At 48.6% G+C, this 18802-nt stretch carries 16 protein-coding genes and 2 pseudogenes; 9 read left to right on the forward strand and 9 right to left on the reverse strand.

What is annotated here, in order from left to right:
- Positions 1 to 9: 9 nt before the first annotated feature.
- Positions 10 to 590: pseudogene (locus ASL14_RS02205) on the reverse strand (TetR/AcrR family transcriptional regulator).
- A 195-nt stretch (positions 591 to 785) separates the two neighbouring features.
- Between ASL14_RS02205 and ASL14_RS02210 the strand changes: the two are divergent.
- Positions 786 to 2021, forward strand: coding sequence for an MFS transporter (locus ASL14_RS02210; RefSeq protein ID WP_134910285.1), 1236 nt, complete (start codon positions 786 to 788; stop codon positions 2019 to 2021).
- A gap of 93 nt (positions 2022 to 2114) precedes the next feature.
- Here ASL14_RS02210 and ASL14_RS02215 read toward each other — a convergent pair whose 3' ends face one another.
- From ASL14_RS02215 to fabF, 3 genes are all read right to left on the reverse strand, one after another.
- Positions 2115 to 2858, reverse strand: coding sequence for a zinc ribbon domain-containing protein (locus tag ASL14_RS02215; protein WP_134910286.1), 744 nt, complete (start codon positions 2856 to 2858; stop codon positions 2115 to 2117).
- Between the two features lie 77 nt (positions 2859 to 2935).
- Positions 2936 to 3910 carry a helix-turn-helix transcriptional regulator gene (locus ASL14_RS02220; protein WP_134910287.1) on the reverse strand — a complete coding sequence of 325 codons (975 nt, stop codon included), beginning with the start codon at positions 3908 to 3910 and terminating at the stop codon, positions 2936 to 2938.
- Between the two features lie 234 nt (positions 3911 to 4144).
- The gene (gene fabF, locus ASL14_RS02230) at positions 4145 to 5383 is read right to left on the reverse strand and encodes a beta-ketoacyl-ACP synthase II (RefSeq protein ID WP_134910288.1); all 1239 of its coding nucleotides are present in this window, start codon (positions 5381 to 5383) and stop codon (positions 4145 to 4147) included.
- 161 nt (positions 5384 to 5544) lie between these two features.
- Here fabF and ASL14_RS02235 point away from each other — a divergent pair, with 161 nt between their 5' ends.
- The 5 genes and pseudogenes from ASL14_RS02235 (at position 5545) to ASL14_RS02250 (ending at position 10750) form a co-directional block, all read left to right on the forward strand.
- Positions 5545 to 6384 carry a helix-turn-helix transcriptional regulator gene (locus tag ASL14_RS02235; RefSeq protein WP_134910289.1) on the forward strand — a complete coding sequence of 280 codons (840 nt, stop codon included), beginning with the start codon at positions 5545 to 5547 and terminating at the stop codon, positions 6382 to 6384.
- 136 nt (positions 6385 to 6520) lie between these two features.
- Positions 6521 to 8410, forward strand: a complete 1890-nt coding sequence (locus ASL14_RS02240; RefSeq protein WP_134910290.1) for a DEAD/DEAH box helicase — start codon at positions 6521 to 6523, stop codon at positions 8408 to 8410.
- 1 nt (position 8411) lies between these two features.
- Positions 8412 to 9400, forward strand: a pseudogene (locus ASL14_RS02245) (YqhG family protein).
- 253 nt (positions 9401 to 9653) lie between these two features.
- Positions 9654 to 9878, forward strand: a complete 225-nt coding sequence (locus ASL14_RS27660; protein WP_223264166.1) for a hypothetical protein — start codon at positions 9654 to 9656, stop codon at positions 9876 to 9878.
- A gap of 92 nt (positions 9879 to 9970) precedes the next feature.
- Positions 9971 to 10750, forward strand: coding sequence for a hypothetical protein (locus tag ASL14_RS02250; protein ID WP_223264167.1), 780 nt, complete (start codon positions 9971 to 9973; stop codon positions 10748 to 10750).
- 94 nt (positions 10751 to 10844) lie between these two features.
- On the opposite strand, the gene ASL14_RS02255 is transcribed toward ASL14_RS02250, so the two are convergent.
- Positions 10845 to 11036 carry a YqzE family protein gene (locus ASL14_RS02255; protein WP_025685457.1) on the reverse strand — a complete coding sequence of 64 codons (192 nt, stop codon included), beginning with the start codon at positions 11034 to 11036 and terminating at the stop codon, positions 10845 to 10847.
- Positions 11037 to 11350: 314 nt separating this feature from the next.
- Between ASL14_RS02255 and ASL14_RS02260 the strand changes: the two genes are divergently transcribed.
- Entirely contained in the window at positions 11351 to 12112 is a 762-nt protein-coding gene (locus tag ASL14_RS02260; protein WP_134910291.1) for an N-acetylmuramoyl-L-alanine amidase, read from the forward strand.
- On the opposite strand, the gene ASL14_RS02265 is transcribed toward ASL14_RS02260, so the two are convergent.
- The 3 genes from ASL14_RS02265 to ASL14_RS02275 all read right to left on the reverse strand — a co-directional run bounded on the left by ASL14_RS02265 (position 12087) and on the right by ASL14_RS02275 (position 14578).
- Complete coding sequence (locus tag ASL14_RS02265; RefSeq protein WP_134910292.1) at positions 12087 to 13034, reverse strand: divergent polysaccharide deacetylase family protein; 948 nt, start codon at positions 13032 to 13034, stop codon at positions 12087 to 12089. The genes ASL14_RS02260 and ASL14_RS02265 overlap by 26 nt on opposite strands.
- Before the next feature lie 122 nt (positions 13035 to 13156).
- Positions 13157 to 13669 carry a peptide-methionine (S)-S-oxide reductase MsrA gene (gene msrA, locus ASL14_RS02270; RefSeq protein WP_134910293.1) on the reverse strand — a complete coding sequence of 171 codons (513 nt, stop codon included), beginning with the start codon at positions 13667 to 13669 and terminating at the stop codon, positions 13157 to 13159.
- Between the two features lie 90 nt (positions 13670 to 13759).
- Positions 13760 to 14578: a MerR family transcriptional regulator gene (locus ASL14_RS02275; protein WP_134910294.1), complete on the reverse strand. Its 819-nt coding sequence runs from the start codon at positions 14576 to 14578 to the stop codon at positions 13760 to 13762.
- Positions 14579 to 14710: 132 nt separating this feature from the next.
- Between ASL14_RS02275 and ASL14_RS02280 the strand changes: the two genes are divergently transcribed.
- Together ASL14_RS02280 and ASL14_RS27665 are read left to right on the forward strand one after the other, a co-directional pair.
- On the forward strand, positions 14711 to 15970 hold the full coding sequence (locus tag ASL14_RS02280) for an MFS transporter (protein WP_223264168.1): 1260 nt from the start codon (positions 14711 to 14713) through the stop codon (positions 15968 to 15970).
- On the forward strand, positions 15952 to 16209 hold the full coding sequence (locus ASL14_RS27665; protein WP_223264169.1) for a hypothetical protein: 258 nt from the start codon (positions 15952 to 15954) through the stop codon (positions 16207 to 16209). Before ASL14_RS02280 ends, ASL14_RS27665 begins: the two co-directional genes overlap by 19 nt.
- A gap of 668 nt (positions 16210 to 16877) precedes the next feature.
- Here ASL14_RS27665 and shc read toward each other — a convergent pair.
- Complete coding sequence (shc, locus tag ASL14_RS02285) at positions 16878 to 18767, reverse strand: squalene--hopene cyclase (protein WP_134910295.1); 1890 nt, start codon at positions 18765 to 18767, stop codon at positions 16878 to 16880.
- Between the last annotated feature and the right edge of the window lie 35 nt (positions 18768 to 18802).

Genomic DNA, 18802 nt, shown 5'->3' on the forward strand with positions numbered 1-18802 from the left:
ATGAAATAGTCACTTCAATAACATAAGTGTAGTCGCAACCGCATGATCCACAAAAGAACGCTCCGGACGTGACTTCATCATTACGGTAATCCCGATTAACAACGAGATCATTGTATGAGCCAAAGCTCGCGCGTCCGTAGTAGCCTCAAGCTCCCCTGACCGTATACCACGCTCGATGGTTTCTTGAAATACAGTAGAAAGATACATCTGATGCTCCCTCGTCAAAATTTCAAACTTCTCATCATGTGGGGCCAATTCTACCATTGTATTGATGCAAAAGCACCCCCGGTTAGGGCCTTCATCATATTCTTCTGCCACTACCCCTTCAAAAAAATTGCAAATCGCTTCTTTGACAGAAGCACTGCTTAGCAGTCTGGACCGTACATTAGCAGCGTGGGATTGTGTATATTTGCGCAGTGCGGCTTCGAATAATTGCTTTTTATCCCCAAAGGCAGCATAAATACTGGGACGCTGAATTCCCATTTTGGAGGTTAAATCGCTTAAAGACGTAGCCTCGAACCCTTTTTCCCAAAAAGTTGCATCGCTGCATCCAATGCCTTTTCCTCATCAAATTCCCGTGGTCGAACCATAAATAACCCCTTCTTTTCGTATCGTTCAGTATATTAAGATTGTATGATCATCAGAAGCGACTGTCAAATATGTACATGATAAATTCTTGACATCTCGTATGGACGCAAGTTATATTAATCTAAAATCATTACGTACCAATCGGTATATTATACTTGTCGGTATGTAACTCACAGAAAGTGATGTGGTATGTGAAAATGAAAACGTCAGAAGAAAAAGCGGTACTCCTGCCCCATCAAACTGTAGCCAACGCTGCCGAAACAGCCCCCGTTCATTCCATGTCCCGATCTGTGGCACTCCTATTTGCCATCGCCTGTGGGCTGGCTGTCGCCAACATTTATTACGCGCAACCATTACTGGACGCGCTGGCACACGAGTTTGGCATCACACATTCATCGGTTGGCATCGTCATTACAGTCACGCAGATTTGTTATGCATTGGGACTGTTTCTGCTCGTCCCGCTTGGCGATCTTTTGAATCGGCGGCGGCTGATTACCGGACAAATGCTCCTATCCGTGCTGGCGTTAGTCGCAGTTAGCCTGGCTCCCACGCGTACAATCCTGCTCATGGGCATGGCAGCAGTTGGGCTGCTGGCTGTCGTCACACAGACACTTGTTGCGTTCGCCTCGACCTTGGCCGCCCCGGCTGAACGCGGACGCATCGTAGGTCTGGTGACCAGCGGTGTCGTTATCGGTATTCTGCTGGCACGAACCGTGGCTGGTGTATTGACCGATCTCGCGGGTTGGCGTTCGGTGTACCTTGTTTCTGCCGCATTGACGCTATTCATGGCTGTAGCACTGTTTCGGGTGCTGCCACAGAATGAACCCAAAGGAACAACGCTATCCTATCCGCAGCTACTTCGCTCGGTTCTCACCCTGTTCGTGCAAGAACGGATTCTGCGTGTCCGAGCCGTGCTGGCTTTGCTCATTTTTACTGCGTTCAGCATATTGTGGACTTCGCTGGTACTGCCTCTCAGTGCCCCGCCGCTATCTCTTTCACACACTGCCATCGGGGCCTTTGGTCTGGCCGGAGTCGCCGGAGCATTAGCGGCTGCTCGGGCAGGGCGTCTCGCCGATCAAGGCTCAGGACAGCGGACGACGGGTATCGCGCTGGCTCTGCTACTGCTATCCTGGTTGCCTATCGGCTATACCGAGCACTCGCTGTTCGCTTTGGTCCTTGGCGTTATCCTTCTGGATCTGGCGGTACAGGCTGTGCATGTGACGAATCAGAGCATGATTTTCACTGTACGTCCTGAGGCACGCAGCCGACTGACCGCAGGCTACATGATATTTTATTCCATCGGCAGCGCCACCGGGGCCATCGCTTCGACTCATATGTACACATATGCAGGCTGGAACGGGGTATGTCTATTGGGTGCTGGCGTCAGTGCTCTGGCTCTCGTCTTTTGGGCAGTAACCTTCCGTTCAACTTGAATGAAGGGTGACTACTATGATTTAAACAGCAAAAAAAACCGTCCGCACCACAGCAATGGTCGGACGGCTCTCTCTGTTTTTACTACCTAATCATCACTTGATCGCAATGTAAATTAGTACGGGCTCATCAGGATTGCCATACACTTCAAAATCACCTGTGTACGTCCGCTCTGCTTGTCCCGAGGCGGCCCAGCTCCAAATCGCTTGCCATACCCGGAAGACCGAGGAAGGTTCGGGTGTAGCTTGAAAGACAGCGTAACGCGCAGCCGGAATAACGAGTTGTTCAAGACCGTCAGGAGATTCACCATCCGCAGCCGCTTCTTTTCCGATAAAAAAGGTATAGTCGCCAAAAACCCCATTTTCATAATTGGTATAGCAACCATAGACAGAACGGTGTTCTTCATGCCCGCTTATCCGTCCAGGCACATCTTCACTCCAGAAGCGTTCCCACATACCTGGAATGATTGCCTGGGATGTTTGCTCATTCCGGTTGCTTGTACGTGCTGCCAGTCCGATCAGGCGAATCTCCCCCCGACTTTCCTCCCGGATCGGTTTAAAATCTTCTTCACGTTCCGTACTCTCCTGTGAACGCCAGCGTTTTAAATTTGGCAGATAACTACGCATCATTGCAACAGCCTCTTCCTTCTGCATCCCTTGCTCTGCGAGAATAGGTGCGCACTGCTGAATCATCTCCTCCATCGTCAAATCAGACTGAACAAACGCACCTTCCTTATAACAATACTTACAATATTCATCTGTTTTGACCTGTTGTGCGTCCGTTCCGTATTGTTCCTCATGCTCCAGCGGCATCCCGCAACTTTGACAAGCTTTATCCATTTTGTAAATCCCCTTTCGTGATTGATATGACATCAGTATAACGAAACAAACCTGACAACTATCCGTCAGGTTTGTTTTTATATTCTATGTTTTTCGGGATTCTCTATCAGGGGCTCTCCATAATTGGATGCAATACGTAACGCCATATCCCGAATCTTTTCCCGTAAATGAGCAGGTTCCTTGACGACCACATCCGGCCCGAGACTTAAAATAAATCCATACATCCACGCATCCTCGGGAAAAGGAACCGAAACCGTATACATCCCTTCTCCCTGCTCGGTCAATGCTTCCACGCCAAACCAGTCTTCCGCCAGATGCCGGGATTTGTGGTTAAATTGCAACGTAAAAGGCTGTACCGTCTTAACCGCCGTCAGCCGTTCCTCATTCCATGGTAGCACTTCATAGGAAAGGTCCCGGCGAGTGAAAGCCGTCTCCATCACGACAGGATCACTCATGCGGGATAGTTTGAACAAACGAAATTGCTCCCTGTCGAGACAGTAGGCGTATACAAACCATTGCTGTCCTTTCAGAACGAGCGTGTGCGGCTCGACATTCCGTGCAGTCACGGCTCCCTGCGCATTCCGATAAGTAAAAGCAATCGTACTCGCTTGACTCAGCGCCTCCTTCACCTTTACCAGCTTAGCCTCCTGTGCAGACTGATTTCCCCAACCCGAATGATCGACGATGAACTGTGTGGTATTAACACTGAATTGTGCTTTTCCCGAATCTGGTATAATGCTTTCAAATTTATCGAGCAGCCGGGTCACATTCGGTCCACCAAACGATGAGGACAAGCTCTGCAAGCCCATCACAATGTCCTTCACATCGCCATCCGTCAGCACACTTCGATCCAGACGGTAGCCATCCATCAGGCCGATTCCTCCATTTACCCCCTGATAGGTTACCACCGGAATACCAGCCAGGCTAATCGCCTCGATATCTCTGTAGATCGTCCGTATCGAAACCTCATACAAATCTGCCAGTTCCTTCGCCTGAATTCTATTTTTTTTCAACAGCAAAATGACGATAGAAAGCAACCGTTCAATTTTCATCTCTCCAAAACCTTTCACCATTAATCGCACTAGCTTCCAGCCTAAAATTCCAATACGCTTCAGCATCTGCTGGTTCTATGTTCCTGATTAAAATCATTACTTCCAATGCGCCTCCAAATGTTTTCCTCCATCTTACTCTATCTCTTATCTAAAATGAACCCGTTGCCAATAGCAAAAACCTCAGGCATTCCATCCCGTTGGATAGAACTCCTGAGGTTAAATCATTTATTTCACTTATGGCTCATAACGCTTAATAACGATGACCGCATTGTGACCGCCAAATCCGAAGGAATTGGATAGCCCGATATTTAATGAGGCCTTGCGTGCTTCGTGAGGCACATAGTCCAGATCACAAGCCGGGTCCGGGTTGTCCAGATGAACCGTTGGCGGAATGATGCCTTCCCTTAGACTCTGTACAAGTGCAATGGCTTCGACACCGCCTGCGGCTCCCAGCATATGACCGAGCATGGATTTATTCGCGGTAACCGGAATTTGGTAGGCATGGTCACCGAACAGTTTGTGTATTGCGAGGGTCTCGGCCAGATCGCCAACGGGCGTACTCGTTGCATGCGCACTGATCACATCCACCTCTTCAGGCGTGATATGGGCGGATTGAAGGGCTGCTTTCATCGCCAGATAAGCTCCAGTTCCTTCCGGGTGCGGTGCAACCATATGGTAGGCATCCGAGCTTGCGCCATAGCCAATGACCTCCCCAACTATTTCTGCGCCACGCTGAACAGCATGCTCCAGCGACTCCAGTACCAGAATGCCCGCCCCTTCGCTCATAACAAAGCCGTCGCGGTCCTTATCAAACGGTCGGCTCGCAATCGAAGGCTCCTCGTTACGAGTCGACAAGGCCGTTGCATTGGAGAAGCTCGCAAGCGCCAGTCTGGTAACCGCTGCCTCCGCTCCACCTGCAAAAATCACATCCGCATCTCCTGTGCGAATCGTACGAAACGCTTCTCCAATCGCCGTATTTCCAATGGAACAGGCCGTAACCGGCGAAAGCGTGGGACCCATTGCTCCGAACGCAATACTGATTTGCGCCGCAGCCATATTTGAAATCATCATAGGTACCAGAGTCGGACTGACCCTGCCTGGCCCACGATTCTGTAATACATTCACATTGTCCACCAACGTATCCAGACCGCCGACTCCTGATCCTACATAGACACCGACACGCTCCAGATTCGTGTTATCCAGTTCCAGACCGGAGTCCTTCAGCGCTTGCTCTGCCGCAAACAACGCAAACTGAGTGAAGCGATCCATTCGTCTGGCGTCTTTACGTCCCCATTGCTTTTCTGCATCAAAATCCTGTACCAGTCCGGCGATCTGTGCTTTCAAATCGGACACATCGAACGTGTCTATTTTTCGTATACCTGAACGACCCTCCAGCAGATTCTTCCACAGCGTGTCCACGTCATTGCCCAGTGGCGAAACCACACCCATACCTGTAATTACAACTCTTTGCATACGCTCTTCATTCCTCCTGCTCGATTGCTTACTTATAATCCTCATTTTACCCTTATCTTATCCTATTACAAGTGTTTGTTTATCCTGGTATAATGAACACTACTATAGTTAGAGCCTTAACTGCTCATTACTTATCCACCATCGAATGGAGAGAACTCGCTATGAAACCGGAAGCACGTCTGGAAGCACTATCTGTTTTTCTTAAAACCAAAAGAGCCCGTTTACACCCGCATAAGGTCGGTCTGCCGAACGGATCACGCCGCAGAACACCCGGCTTGCGCAGAGAAGAAGTGGCTCAATTAGCAGGTGTCAGCACCACATGGTACACCTGGCTGGAGCAGGGACGCGATATCAAGGTGTCCGCCTCTGTACTGGATGCCATTGCCGCCGCCTTGCAGCTAAACGCGGACGAACGAAAGTATTTGTATGATTTGGCGCTTGAAACCGGATTTCAAACACCTCCTGCTCTTGCAGAGCAGACGGTTATTTCCCCTTCCCTGCAAAAAATAGTACAGGAGCTACGCTACTGCCCTGCTATTATTTCAGATCGGCGTTGCCATATTGTCGGCTGGAATGCGGCGGCGGCTCATGTGTTTATGGATTTTGCAGAGCTGCCCCATGAACAGCGCAACATGATTGAGCTGCTGTTTACCAAAAAAGAGTTTAAAAGTCTGGCTGTAAACTGGGAGCATTTTGTAAAAGGATTCCTTGCTATTTTCCGCGCTTATTACGGACAATATGTGACAGACCCTTGGTATGCACAGTTCATACAGAACATGAGCCGGGCTTATCCGGAGTTTAATGAACTTTGGAATCAGAGTGAGGTCAGCTCTGCGCCGGAGGTGCTGATTGAATTTCGTCATGCCAAGGCAGGCAAAATGTTGTTCGACCTGACCTCCCTTCAGGTACAAGGCAGCGTCGATCTGCGTTGCAGCATCTACACCCCGAACGCACAAACCTCTACAGAAAGCAAACTCCAAAAGCTAATGGAAGGCAGCTAAAGGATTTCACCCCTCCTGTTATGAAGATATCTTTTTCCGTCCATACTACATCTACGATCTGTGCAACATAGATGCCAACGATGTGACAGAACCAAGAGCTTCATCTGCGCCATTACTAGGAGGGAGGGAATTCATCATGAAAGCCAAATCGACAAGTTCCCCACAATCACAAAATCAGACACCATTGCCTGTTCCGGTGCAATTTGACCGTAGCTGGCAGGATGAGCTGGACCAACGCCTCTGCAAAGGAGGACCTTGGGGAGATTGGGGTCTATATCAGTTGGCGATTGAGGCGGAAAAGGCCAAGCTGGTCCCCAGCTTTGATGAGCTTCAATGTCTGAAGCATTTGCAAGACCTCACTCCGCTGCCCCATCAGCTGGATACGGCCCGAAAGGTATTGTTTGAAATGTCCGGTCGCGCCATCCTCGCTGATGAAGTCGGCTTGGGTAAGACGATCGAAGCTGGAATGATTCTAAAAGAATATCTGGTTCGCGGGCTTGCCGCCAAAGTACTTATTCTTGTCCCCGCTTCCCTGGTGCTTCAATGGGTTCGTGAGCTGAACAGCAAATTTGGCATTCCGGCTGTCGCTCAGAAAAAAGCATATTCCTGGTCGTCCGAGGTCGTCGTGGCCTCTATGGATACAGCCAAGCGGGAGCCACACAGCAACATCCTGCTGGACACTGATTATGATCTGCTCATTATCGACGAAGCCCACAAGCTGAAAAATAAAAAAACATCCAACTACCAGTTTATTATGAAGCTGCGAAAAAAATATTGTTTGCTCCTGACCGCTACCCCTGTCCAAAATGATCTGTCCGAACTGTTCAATCTCATTACATTGCTTAAGCCCGGTCAGTTAGGACGACACGGGGATTTTTCAGCTAACTTCGTTGTGGATAAACGTCTACCTAAAAATGAGGATCAGCTCAAGGATGAGCTGTCCAAAGTCATGATCCGCAACCGTCGCGGCGAAGGGCCGGTCCAATTCACCAAACGAAATGTTTCCAACATTCACTTGGAGCTTTCGCCGGAAGAACAAGCGCTATACGATGGAGTCACTTCCTTTGTCAAGGATCAATATCAGGCGAATGGCGGAAATTTGAGCAGTATGCTGTCCCTCGTTACCCTTCAGCGGGAAGTGTGCAGTAGCCGGGATGCGGTATTCGTAACGCTTGTCAATTTGTCTAAAAAGATGGCGCCCGACTCTCCCTTGCGTGATCGCGTCTGGGAATTGGTCGCGCACATCAAAGCGATTAAAGCCAATTCCAAGGCGGAAAAAGCGCTTGAACTCATTCGTCAAATGAACGAAAAAGTAATTATTTTTACCGAATACCGGGCTACACAGGAATATTTGCTGAACTATTTTCGCGACCGGGGGCTATCCGCTGTTCCTTACCGAGGCGGCATGAACCGGGGACGCAAGGACTGGATGATGGATCTGTTCCGCGGACGCATTCAGGTGATGATTGCCACGGAGGCGGGCGGCGAGGGCATTAACCTGCAATTTTGCCACCATATGATTAACTTTGACCTGCCGTGGAACCCCATGCGTGTGGAACAACGGATTGGACGTGTGCATCGACTGGGACAGACGCATGATGTGAATATTTTCAACCTGTCCACCACCGGAACGATTGAAGAGCATATCCTCCACCTGCTGCATGAAAAAATCAATATGTTCGAAATGGTTATAGGCGGGCTGGACGTCATTCTGGAACGGTTTGAAAAGAAGGAATCCATTGAAAAGAGCCTGTATAGAATCATGCTTGAATCCAGCAGTGATGATGAAATACGCCGAAAAATGCAAAAGCTCGGTCATTCGCTGGATTCGATCAAACAGGAAATGAAACAGATTCGCACAGAAAGTCCATCTACTTCGGATACGCCAACCGATATGTCCTCCGAAGCCAATCAGATCAACGGGCGTTTGACGGGGACAAGCCAAACCACCGCTGCTTTGCTAGGCTTTTCAGGCAGCGCTGTCCCTCCAGCCAAAGCCCGACGCAGCGCGAAAGGAGGCAACTGATATGACCATGAATTCACAGCAGGTACAGCGCTTTGTCCTCACGTATCTGGAAGCGACCGGATGCAACGTGATCGAGAGGTCGCCCAACCATGTGACCGTCAAGCTTTCTCCCGAAGCGGATAAAGCTCTAACGAACCGCCCCTACTATTGGGGCTATGTGGAGCGTACGGGTGTTCCGGCGCAAACGATGTCGTTCACCTTTATTTTCGATGGGGAAGCCTACCGGACGGCACAGGAAAGTTCGATGGAAAATACGTCCCTCCCCCCGTCACAAGCACAACCGGGGCAAGGTCCACAACCAGCCCCAGCGTCCGGCAGCCCGGCGCAGGATCAGGTCATGGGCCGTTACTTCGGTCATGTTCCGGCGTTACCGCAGCTAGGGCCCGGACGTATTTTGCAGGAAGAGCTGCGTTATGGGAGTCGTCGGCTGCATCAAATTTTTGAAGCTGCACGGGATGGAGGGAAATATGTCAATTTGTTCGAGCAGCCCAATGCTCGTCAATTATCCGCGCGTTCTCCCGCAGTGTATGAAGCCTGGCTGGGCGTCTGCTACAAGATCGAATTTGCCTGTGATTTGAAGCGGGAAGAGCTGCATTGGCTCGGGATTTCGCTCAAAGCGGCACGATTGTACCCGACTTTGGCGGCATGCTCGAATCCCGGCAGCTCAGCCCCCTGCTGGCAGGCAATATGCATGTGCAGCCTGCAAAGTTATCTGTTCCGGAGGCCTCCACCTCGCTGGAAAACTATCTCAATGTTCAGCTAAGCCAACAGGATTACAAGTGGGCTGAGCAGGCCAGAGAACGGCTGCGCGAGGAATTGGAGGTTATTGATCACTATTACGATGATTTGGTCAAGGAGCAAAAAGAAGAAGAGGAACAAAAAGAAGCCGTACAAGAGCAGCATCAGGCCCGCCGCAAAGAAATGGTATGGCAATATGAACCGAAGGTGCTTGTATCCGCCATTAACTGCGGGATATTTCATCTGCGGTAACCGATATCTCACGCTCCTTCGCAGGCTGGTTGCAGAGGTATCGTCAGCTTTTAACATCGTGCTTCAGACTATATCGGGTTTATTGCTGTACCGACAAGCTTTGCCAAGCCTGTTGCTACTTATCGACAGCAAAAAACGAACCCGGTCAGGACAGATGTGCCGACAAGGTGTAGCAGTCTTTTTATCGGACAAGCTATATGCTGGATAAAAAAGCTTCCATCGGTGCATTATGCCGTCAGAAAGGTGGATTTCATTGAAAAAAAATTCCGGACACTATAGCGTTGGTATGATTGCGGCTGTTCTGATCGGTCTGTCCGCAGTCTGTCCGTTTGCTTCCATTCAAGCGGCCCCCTTAGCAACCCAAGATCACATCGCAAACCCGTCACCCCCTTACGAAGCAAGTTCATTGGTTTCCCCAGCGGAACCCACGAACCAAACCAAGCTGAGAAGCAGGAGCAAACCGAGGCGGCTCCTGTAAGCCCCTACCTTTCTCCGGATAACTCTTCCGCAAGTCCTCCTGCTCAGGAGCAAGGGGTACCAACGGACGTAAAGCGGGTATCCTCCGATACGGTGCAGTCGCTATCAGCACAGTCTCCATTTGCCCAGTGGAAAGATGCCGAGCTTAGCTACCATCCCCTCGGACCCGGAACCCATAGCTGGCTCGTGCAAGTGAATCGTGGAGATGAATACATTGGCTACCTGATTATCGGGGCAGATCATAACGGCGCTTATCAGCTTAATGAATACGGAAACGGGCCGGGCGGGCCGTACAGTATGAATTTACTCCGCCAATCCCTTAAATCCCTCACAGAAACCGACCTTTCATCCATCGACAAGCTGCAAATTACTCCCATGTATGAGGAACCGCTATTAGCCTACTGGCGAGTGCGTTCCTCCACGGGCAGCGAAGCATGCATCGACGCTTTTACGGGTGATCCATTGCCTGCGGAGGTAGCCAATGGAAGCTGGAAAAACAAGCTACACAGCAGCACAAATTCTTCTTCTGCTCTCTCTCTGAAAGCAGGGGCACAGGCGATTACCCTTTCGGCTGAGCCTTTTGACCCCTATGACGATCTTAGCTGGCTTCTGCCCCAACAAAAGCTTTCCATCCATAACGTAAATCAGTTTACCAACACACTGAATGAATCATCACGTATCGTATTTTCTGCGACCAGCATAAATTTTGCCTTTGGCGGCCCTTTGGCTATTAACGGATATCAATCCTGGAACCCTTCGCCTGATCTGTCTCATCCTATTATGTATGCGGCAACTTGCCGCACCGGACTTTCCCGCTTTGTGCCGCTGGACCGGCTGTTATCTGGTGGTGAATTTTATCGTATCCATCCTTAGTCATAAATTACGAAATCATTCTTGAACATTTCTATAACACAAAAAGAGACCTCAAACGGCATTCCATATGCCTCTTGTGGTCTCTTTGGCGAGTTTAATGCCGCTCCTTTCGCCCTTTGCGTGCGGATTTAATCCACATATTCAGAGCGAGCGGCAGCATTCCGAACCATTTGTATACCCATGGCTCTCTGGATTGTTTGCGGCTACGGCGCACATCGCGCGGCGTTTCCATATACCGAACAATTCGCTGCGTAATGTACGTCACCAGTTCGTCACTCTTGGCCATCCTCCGCGACCTCCTTTAAACTGCATCCCTGACATTTTGTTCGCATTGCAGGAAAACATCAAATTCACACGTTGGATGCAGATAAGCATAGCTTGCTCATTTTCCAAAAAGGCTAACCCTGCGGGAATAACTATGCATGACTTCCCTTAAATGGAACATACTATCTTAAACAAAACAGTTACCCGAAGGCTAATGATTTTGTTTAAGGCAGCTATGCTGCTTGGTTATAGTTGTTTATTTCTTGGTTATGCTTGTTTATTTCTTGCAGTAACTGAATAACAAAATAATCAATCCGTCTACTGGAGGAATGGGACGTGCGAAAAGAAAAGCTAAACATCAAATGGTTAACTGGACTGGGATTAATTTTAAGTGTCCTTTGCAGTGCTGTATTTATACCCTTTGCCTATGCAAGCGCCCAGCCCGGCGAAAAAAGCATCTATCCGAACAAGGACTCAGAAAGCCAATTCAACGTACATTCGTCGTATCACGCTTTTGCCAAACCCGTTGTGCTTATAGACGTCGGTCATGGAGGCGTGGACGGTGGAACGAGCCATAAAGGGCTTCTTGAAAAAGACGTCAATCTCGCAATAGGTCAAAAACTGTACCTGATTTTACGCTCACAGGGCTATCCCGCGATCTTAAACAGGGACAAGGACTATGCTCTAAGCGACGATAATCGTTGGCTTCAATCCAAATCCCGGCATCTGAAAGACCTGGCCCAGCGTAAAAGCCTGGCAGAACAACTACCTACTGCTTTGGTCGTCAGTCTGCATGTGAATTGGACCAAACGTGCCGAAAAACGGGGACCGATTGTTTTGTACCAGGATGAAGGCAGCAGCTATCTGTTGGCAGAGCGGATTCAACATTCATTAAACCGCTTATTCTGCATGAACAGAGAAACGGTTTACGGAAAACCCTTCTATCTTTTAAATAAAATCCAGCCTCCCGCTGTAATCGTAGAAACCGGATTTATCAGCAATGAACAGGACAGGGCTATTCTTTCCGGGGATCGCGGTCAAAAAAACGTTGCAGAAGCGATAGCCGAAGGCATTATTGCTCATTTGACGGTATGGTAGTGTGGGTGGCAGGAGCTCCCTTCCATCCCCATACGGAACGCACCAAATCACTAATGCCCACAAACTTGGCGTGATCTTTTAGCGCAGGAACCGATGAATGAAGTGCCGAGAACGTGTGCATGCCAGCTACACCAACGTGACCAATGGTTACACAGGTATCGTGCTCGTCCACCCATTCAGCCACCTTGGTTAATTGCCGATTCACATGGGCGAGTGTATGGGCATCATCCAGAAAAATGTCATTGCGCACCGGTGGCATTCCCTTTTCAACAGCAAGTTCAGGCACTACAGACCAATAGTTCGTACGGCTGTCGACAAAAAATAGCCCACGCTCCTTGCAAACGTCGAGAACGATGGACATAATGCGTTTGTCTGAGGTGACCTTGGAGCCCATGTGATTGTTCATACCTATCGCAAAAGGGACTTCCTTAATAGCTGCTGTCACCTTGGCGCGTACTTCTTCATCCGACATATTTGCCTTAATCGCTCCAGGTCCAAGCCATTCTGGTCTTCCCTGCTTTGGCTCCATTGGAAGATGTACAATGACGTCATGACCGCGCTTATGAGCTTCTATGGCATCCTGCTTGGTGGAGGGCAGAAACGGCATTACCGCAACCGTGATTTTAACCGGCAAATTTAAAATTTGCTTAGTCCCTTTCATGTTGTTGCCCATGTCGTCGATAATGACGGCCACCATCTTTTGGTGCTGATCCTGCTTACCCGTAGCGCTTGCTACATCCATGCTCCAGACATTCCCGCATACCGTAAAAACAAGACCTACCACAATACACACAGCTAAGTTTTTTTTCATTCTCGGATTTTGGAAAACCACATGTGCACAGGTCGGCTCTTTACGGCTGCGAGTAGCCTGTATAGCCTTCTTTATGATGTTTCTCAGGTGAAGTTTCGTTCGTTTACTCATTACAGGTCAGCCTCCTTCTCTGTCCCTTCATTGTGTGAGTAACGAGTCCTAAATATGTATGGGCAGACCCAAAGGGTTATCCCTGATCTGCCTTACGTACGCAAAATGTATGCTAAACTTGCTTACCAGTTCTGATTTATAAACTCATCACGACCCGTTTGGGCGCGGTCTTCCTTGTAATGCTTCACATTCTTTTTGTGATAATCCTGATGGTAATCCTCTGCCGGATAAAATATGGAGGCCGGAAGAATTTCCGTCACGATGGGCTTGTCAAAACGTCCGCTTTTTGCCAACTGCTCCTTGGACTGCTCTGCAAGATCCCGTTGCTGGTCCGTATGGTAAAAAATAGCGGGCTTGTACTGTGTACCCCGATCCTGAAATTGACCTTCCCCGTCAGTAGGGTCTGTTTGCGGCCAATACAATTCGAGCAGCTTTTCATAAGGAAACAGCTCAGGCTCAAAAGTAATCTGCACCACCTCGTAGTGACCTGTAGTTCCTGTTTTAACCTGTTCGTAGGTCGGATCGGGAATCGTCCCTCCAGTATAGCCTGAGACAATGCCATGAATGCCCGGCTGCTCCTCGAACGGAGTCACCATACACCAGAAGCATCCACCTGCAAAAGTTGCTTTCTCCATCTCTCATCCAACCTTTCAATAGCTTCATCATAAAATGCGTTATTTTCTATCATATCTTAAAGGGTAACCTTATAAAAGAAATTTTCTCCCTTAACAAACCTCAACCGATATCCGTATTACATAGTCGTCCGGATTTTTTTCTGCAAAATAGCTGAGCAATTCCACCGCGTAGGCATTTCCGCATATAGCCTTCCCATTACTCTCTATATATTTTCTTATAATGGAATACGTTTCTGACATTGTTTCATATGATCCTCTGTGATTCATGACTGCATAGAGTCCTTGGGGTTTGGTGATCATTCTCTCCTCCAAAATCGGAGCCTTGAGTTTATTGGCAATATAGTCCGTATAATAATCGCCTGACTCAAAACGATCCTTGCATAAAATCGTCCAGATCGGAAACTCGTAATCAACAAAGTGATTTTCGCAATAATCTCGATGTTCGCTTAATTTGTGAGCAAACTCCTTATCACCATCTCCCTGTTCCAATGGTGTGGCGATGAAATATTCCTCTTCACATTCCTCAATCGATGGCCCATCGCGTAATTCTCCGTTAGCTTGCTCCGTCATTTCAATGGCGCCTTTCAAAAGGCCTTGCAACCGTTTTATTCTAATCCGTTCTACTTCCAGGTCATGCAGTTTCTGTTTGAGCAGTTCTATGAGTAGAGGCGTGTTCTGATTCTGAATAAATCCCTTGATTTCCTGTAGTGAACTCCCCGCCTTCTTCAGCACATTAATAATATCAAGCGTGTAACATTGCTGAATGGAGTAATAACGATAGCCTTTTGAGTTTGTGAATTCTGGTTTTAAGAGTCCAATCTCATCATAATGGAACAGGGTATGTTTGGTAACTCCGCAAGTTTTAGCGAGCTCACTGGTAGTAAAGTATTGGCTGTGACTTTTTGACATAACTCTTCCTCCGTTATGATTTTAGAAACCTAATAATTTAGTATACCCATGAATTTTTACTTGAGTATAGTGTAACCCTATAGTTTAAAGTTTTAATTGCAATACCTTAAATTTGTATTAACGGAGGAAAACATGTCTAAATTCAAACGTTGGATGATTCTGGCTATCGTATCAAGCGCACTTTTACTTATTGTAATGGATATGACCATCCTTTACACGGCATTGCCAAGCCTAACCCATGACCTCGGTGCATCCGCATCAGAAAAATTATGGATTCTGAATGGGTACTCGCTCGTTATGGCGGGTCTGCTGCCAGCAATGGGAACGCTTGGGGACCGATTGGGTTATAAAAAAATCTTTACCCTCGGTTTGCTTGTATTTGCTGCTGCTTCGCTTACTGCCGCCTTTTCTCCCGTGCCCTTTGTATTAGTGGCGTCTCGGGTTCTTCTTGCAGTCGGAGCGTCTATGATGATGCCTGCTACCTTGTCAATCATTAGGATTACATTTACCGATGAACGCGAGCGTGGATTAGCGATCGGAATTTGGGGCTCCGTTTCCGCAGGAGGTGCAGGACTAGGTCCTATCGTCGGCGGGCTTCTTTTAGAGCATTTTTGGTGGGGTTCTGTATTTTTGATTAACTTGCCGATTGCGATCATTGCTTTTGCATTAACTCTGATTTATGTTCCAAAACATACGGGCAATAAAGAGAAAAAATGGGATCTTACCGGTTCCATCCAAATCATGATCGCCATGGTGGGACTCATCTATTCAATCAAAGAGTTTGCCCGTCGTGACGGGTCTCCAATATTGGCCGTAATAGGTGCGGTTATCGGCGTCTTGGCACTTATCATCTTTATCCGTCGTCAAAATAAAAGCGCCAGCCCTCTTATTGATCTTACTTTATTCAAAATTACAAGGTTCAGCACCGGATTTATAACTGCCTTGGTGGGTGCATTTGCACAGATGGGGATTCAATATATTGTAACCCAGCGTCTTCAACTGGTGGAAGGTCTGTCGCCTCTCCAAGCAGGACTGTACACGATAAGCATACCGATTGCATCTCTCATTGCCGGCCCGTTAACCGGGTCCATATTGCATCGCTATGACGTTATCCGTATTAAGAGCATCTCTCTTCTGATTGCCGGTCTGGGTATGGGCATCTATCTTATGCAATTTAATTCAGGCATTGCCGGGCAGATCCTTGGATTGGCCCTGCTTGGTGCAGGCTTGGGAGCAGGTATGACAGCGGCATCTCATTCCATTATGAACTATGCCCCCCTCAGAAAGCAGGTATGGCTGCATCCATTGAGGAAGTTGCCTATGAAATGGGGGGAGCATCGGGGATTGCTATCATCGGAAGCATGTCAACCCTTGTGTATACTCTGGCTATGAAAGTCCCTTCGGGACTCCATGTTCCTGCGAATGTGAAAGACAGCCTGGATGAAGCACTCCTGGTTGCAGAGGGTTTGCCTGCACAGGCTGCAGAGGCATTGAAAGCTGCAGGCCGTTCTGCTTTTGATCAATCCTTTTTTGTTATCATTGTAGGTGTAACTGCATTTTTGGTGGTAGCTTCGCTAGTAGTCCATTTGGCAGGGGCGCGCTCAAAGAAAAGAGGAGAAGCTGAGTCCTGATACAGTTAATTTCATGCAGTTAATACTAAACAACTGCCGCTATATCTTACGAGCGGCAGTTGTTTTATTCGTTATTGTTTAGACAGCAGCATTTGCTGATCAAGGTGAGTGATTTGATTCATTATTCATTCAAGTTTATTCTAATTTCTTTGACACAAGTCTTGAGCAACAGCTTAAATCTCATAAGCATATAAAAAGGTCCGTAAGCTGCTACAAAAGCAATTCACGAACCTGTATATTATAAGATGATGCGGTCGAGAGGACTCGAACTCCACGGGGGTTAGCCCACACGGACCTGAACCGCGTATGCGATTGGGATCCTAGCGGAATATAAGTCAATGGAACGGAATTAAAAAACCGTCAAAACCCTTGTAAAATCAAGGTTTCTGACGGTCTTTTCGTCTAATTCAAGCGCCCGGCAAGTCGGCAAAATGTGGTCGATTTTGGACGTTTGAGAGAACTCGGAGAGAACGACAACCGAACCAGCACACTCTCTACCATTGACAAATTAACGAAGCGACAGCTTCGGGGAGGCCTCTCCCCTCCCCTGACCAATACCTTCATTCTATGGGGAATATTGACCTCATTCCGAGCAATAAAGTCATCCTGTACGAGCTAAGCCCTCACACCATATAACCATTCCTGCCACATAGATGCCGTATGGCTCCTTATTCCCCGTATTTCTTCTTATAATGGCTTAGGGTCAGAAGCGGCCAGATGTAACGATAGCTATGATAATGAGAATAGAAGTTACCCGGGAGCCCGGCACCCGTGGGATATGCGGTCGGCCAATCGTCGTTTTGCAGCAATTCCATCAACTTGTATATTCCTCTATTTACGGCAGCAGACGGCTGCGGCTGAACCGCGATGAGTGCATCGAGTGCCCACGCAGTTTGGGATGGCGTGCTTTCCCCTAAGGGCATGTATTTCATCACCCGGTCGCTGATGCAGGATTCACCCCAGCCCCCATCCGAATTTTGAATCTGCAAGAGCCATTCCGCTCCTTTTTGAATCGAAGTATGGTCCGCCGGAAGCCCGGCAGCCTCTAAACCAGTCAGTGCCGCCCAAGTGCCGTAAATGTAACAAATCCCCCATCTTCCATACCATGATCCGTCTTTCTCCTGATGGGAGATCAGCCAGTTGACCCCCCGTTTGATGAAATCGTGCCTCGTGTCGAATCCGCAACAATTTCCGAGGTATTCCAATGTGCGTCCAGTAAGGTCGGCTCCCGAAGGGTCGATAGCGGCGGACTTGGCACCATCTATGGCCAGCCATGTGAGCATTTTCTTATTGGTGTTTTTTTCGAACGCAGGCCAACCGCCGTCTTTATTTTGCATAGACATAACCCAGTTTAGTCCCCGGGTGGATGAGTCACGATATTTAGGATCCGTACGGGACAGGCAGTGAATCGCTCTTAAAGCGGCTGTTGTGTCGTCTACATCGGGATTTAAGGTATTGGTCTCGGAGAATCCCCAGCCGCCAGGAACCGTATCCGGATTATGAACACTCCAATCCGCCGCTTTGTCCTGTTGTCTGGATAAGAGATAGGCTGCCGACCGCTGCACGGCCTCATGATCCTCGGCGACGCCGGACTCCTGCAGCGCATAGGAGATCAAGGCCGTATCCCAGATCGTTGAGGGCGAATTCTGAATGGTAGCTTTACCGTCAAAGCGGTACTGCATCTCTGTCAACCCTTGAACGGCCTTTAAAATAAGCGGATGCCGTTTATCATAGCCCAGTGCAAGCAGGGCAAAAACCATGAGAATGGTGCTGCTCGCATAACTGTATAGGGTGCCATCCGATTCGATTCGATTCAGCATGAACTGCTCCGCCTTGTTTAGAGCTGCTTCATGGATATAACGGGGAGTTCCGAGAAGTCTGCTGAGACCGATACGTATGCTTTCCGCGATCTCCCGGTGCTCCTGGGGTTGCGGCTCATCGTCATCATAGCGTGAATCGAACAGATCGGATACAATGGGAGCCTTATTCGTTGATATAGAGAAATTCCGGTCCGCCATGATCAGCATAGGGATCAGATGGATGCGGGAATAACCTGAGAATTCATACAGATTAATTGGCATATAGGCAGGAAAAAGGATGATCTCCAGCGGTATGAACGAGATCGATGTTGGCCATTTGCGCTGCCCCGTTGCAGCGAGAATCGCCTTTGTCAGAATGCTGGTCGATTTCCCCGGCCCACCTTGCGATTGGATGTAACGCCTGGCCCGCTCCATCGACTCGTCCGTCGGTTCACTGTACCCGAAATAGAGCAGGGCATAATAGGCATCAATGGAAACGGATAAATTACCTTCTTGCTCGTCCCGGTACCAACGCCAACAGCCTTCCGGCTGCTGCTCCGCAAGGATGCGATCATGCAGACGCCGGATCAGCTCTTCATTCTGTATATCCAATATCCGAAAGAGGATCATGACATAAGCATCCATCGTCACCCCGTTCTCAAAGCAAAAATGCCATGATCCGTCTTGATGCTGCTGGCGCATAAAAAAGTTCCTCAGCTTCCTTGTCCCCTCATCGACCGCGCTCCGTGCATCGTCCATTCTCTTGTACCTCCATATACCGTCATGATGTACAT

The sequence above is a fragment of the Paenibacillus sp. IHB B 3084 genome (assembly GCF_001447315.1).
In the GTDB taxonomy this organism is placed as follows: Bacteria; Bacillota; Bacilli; order Paenibacillales; family Paenibacillaceae; genus Paenibacillus.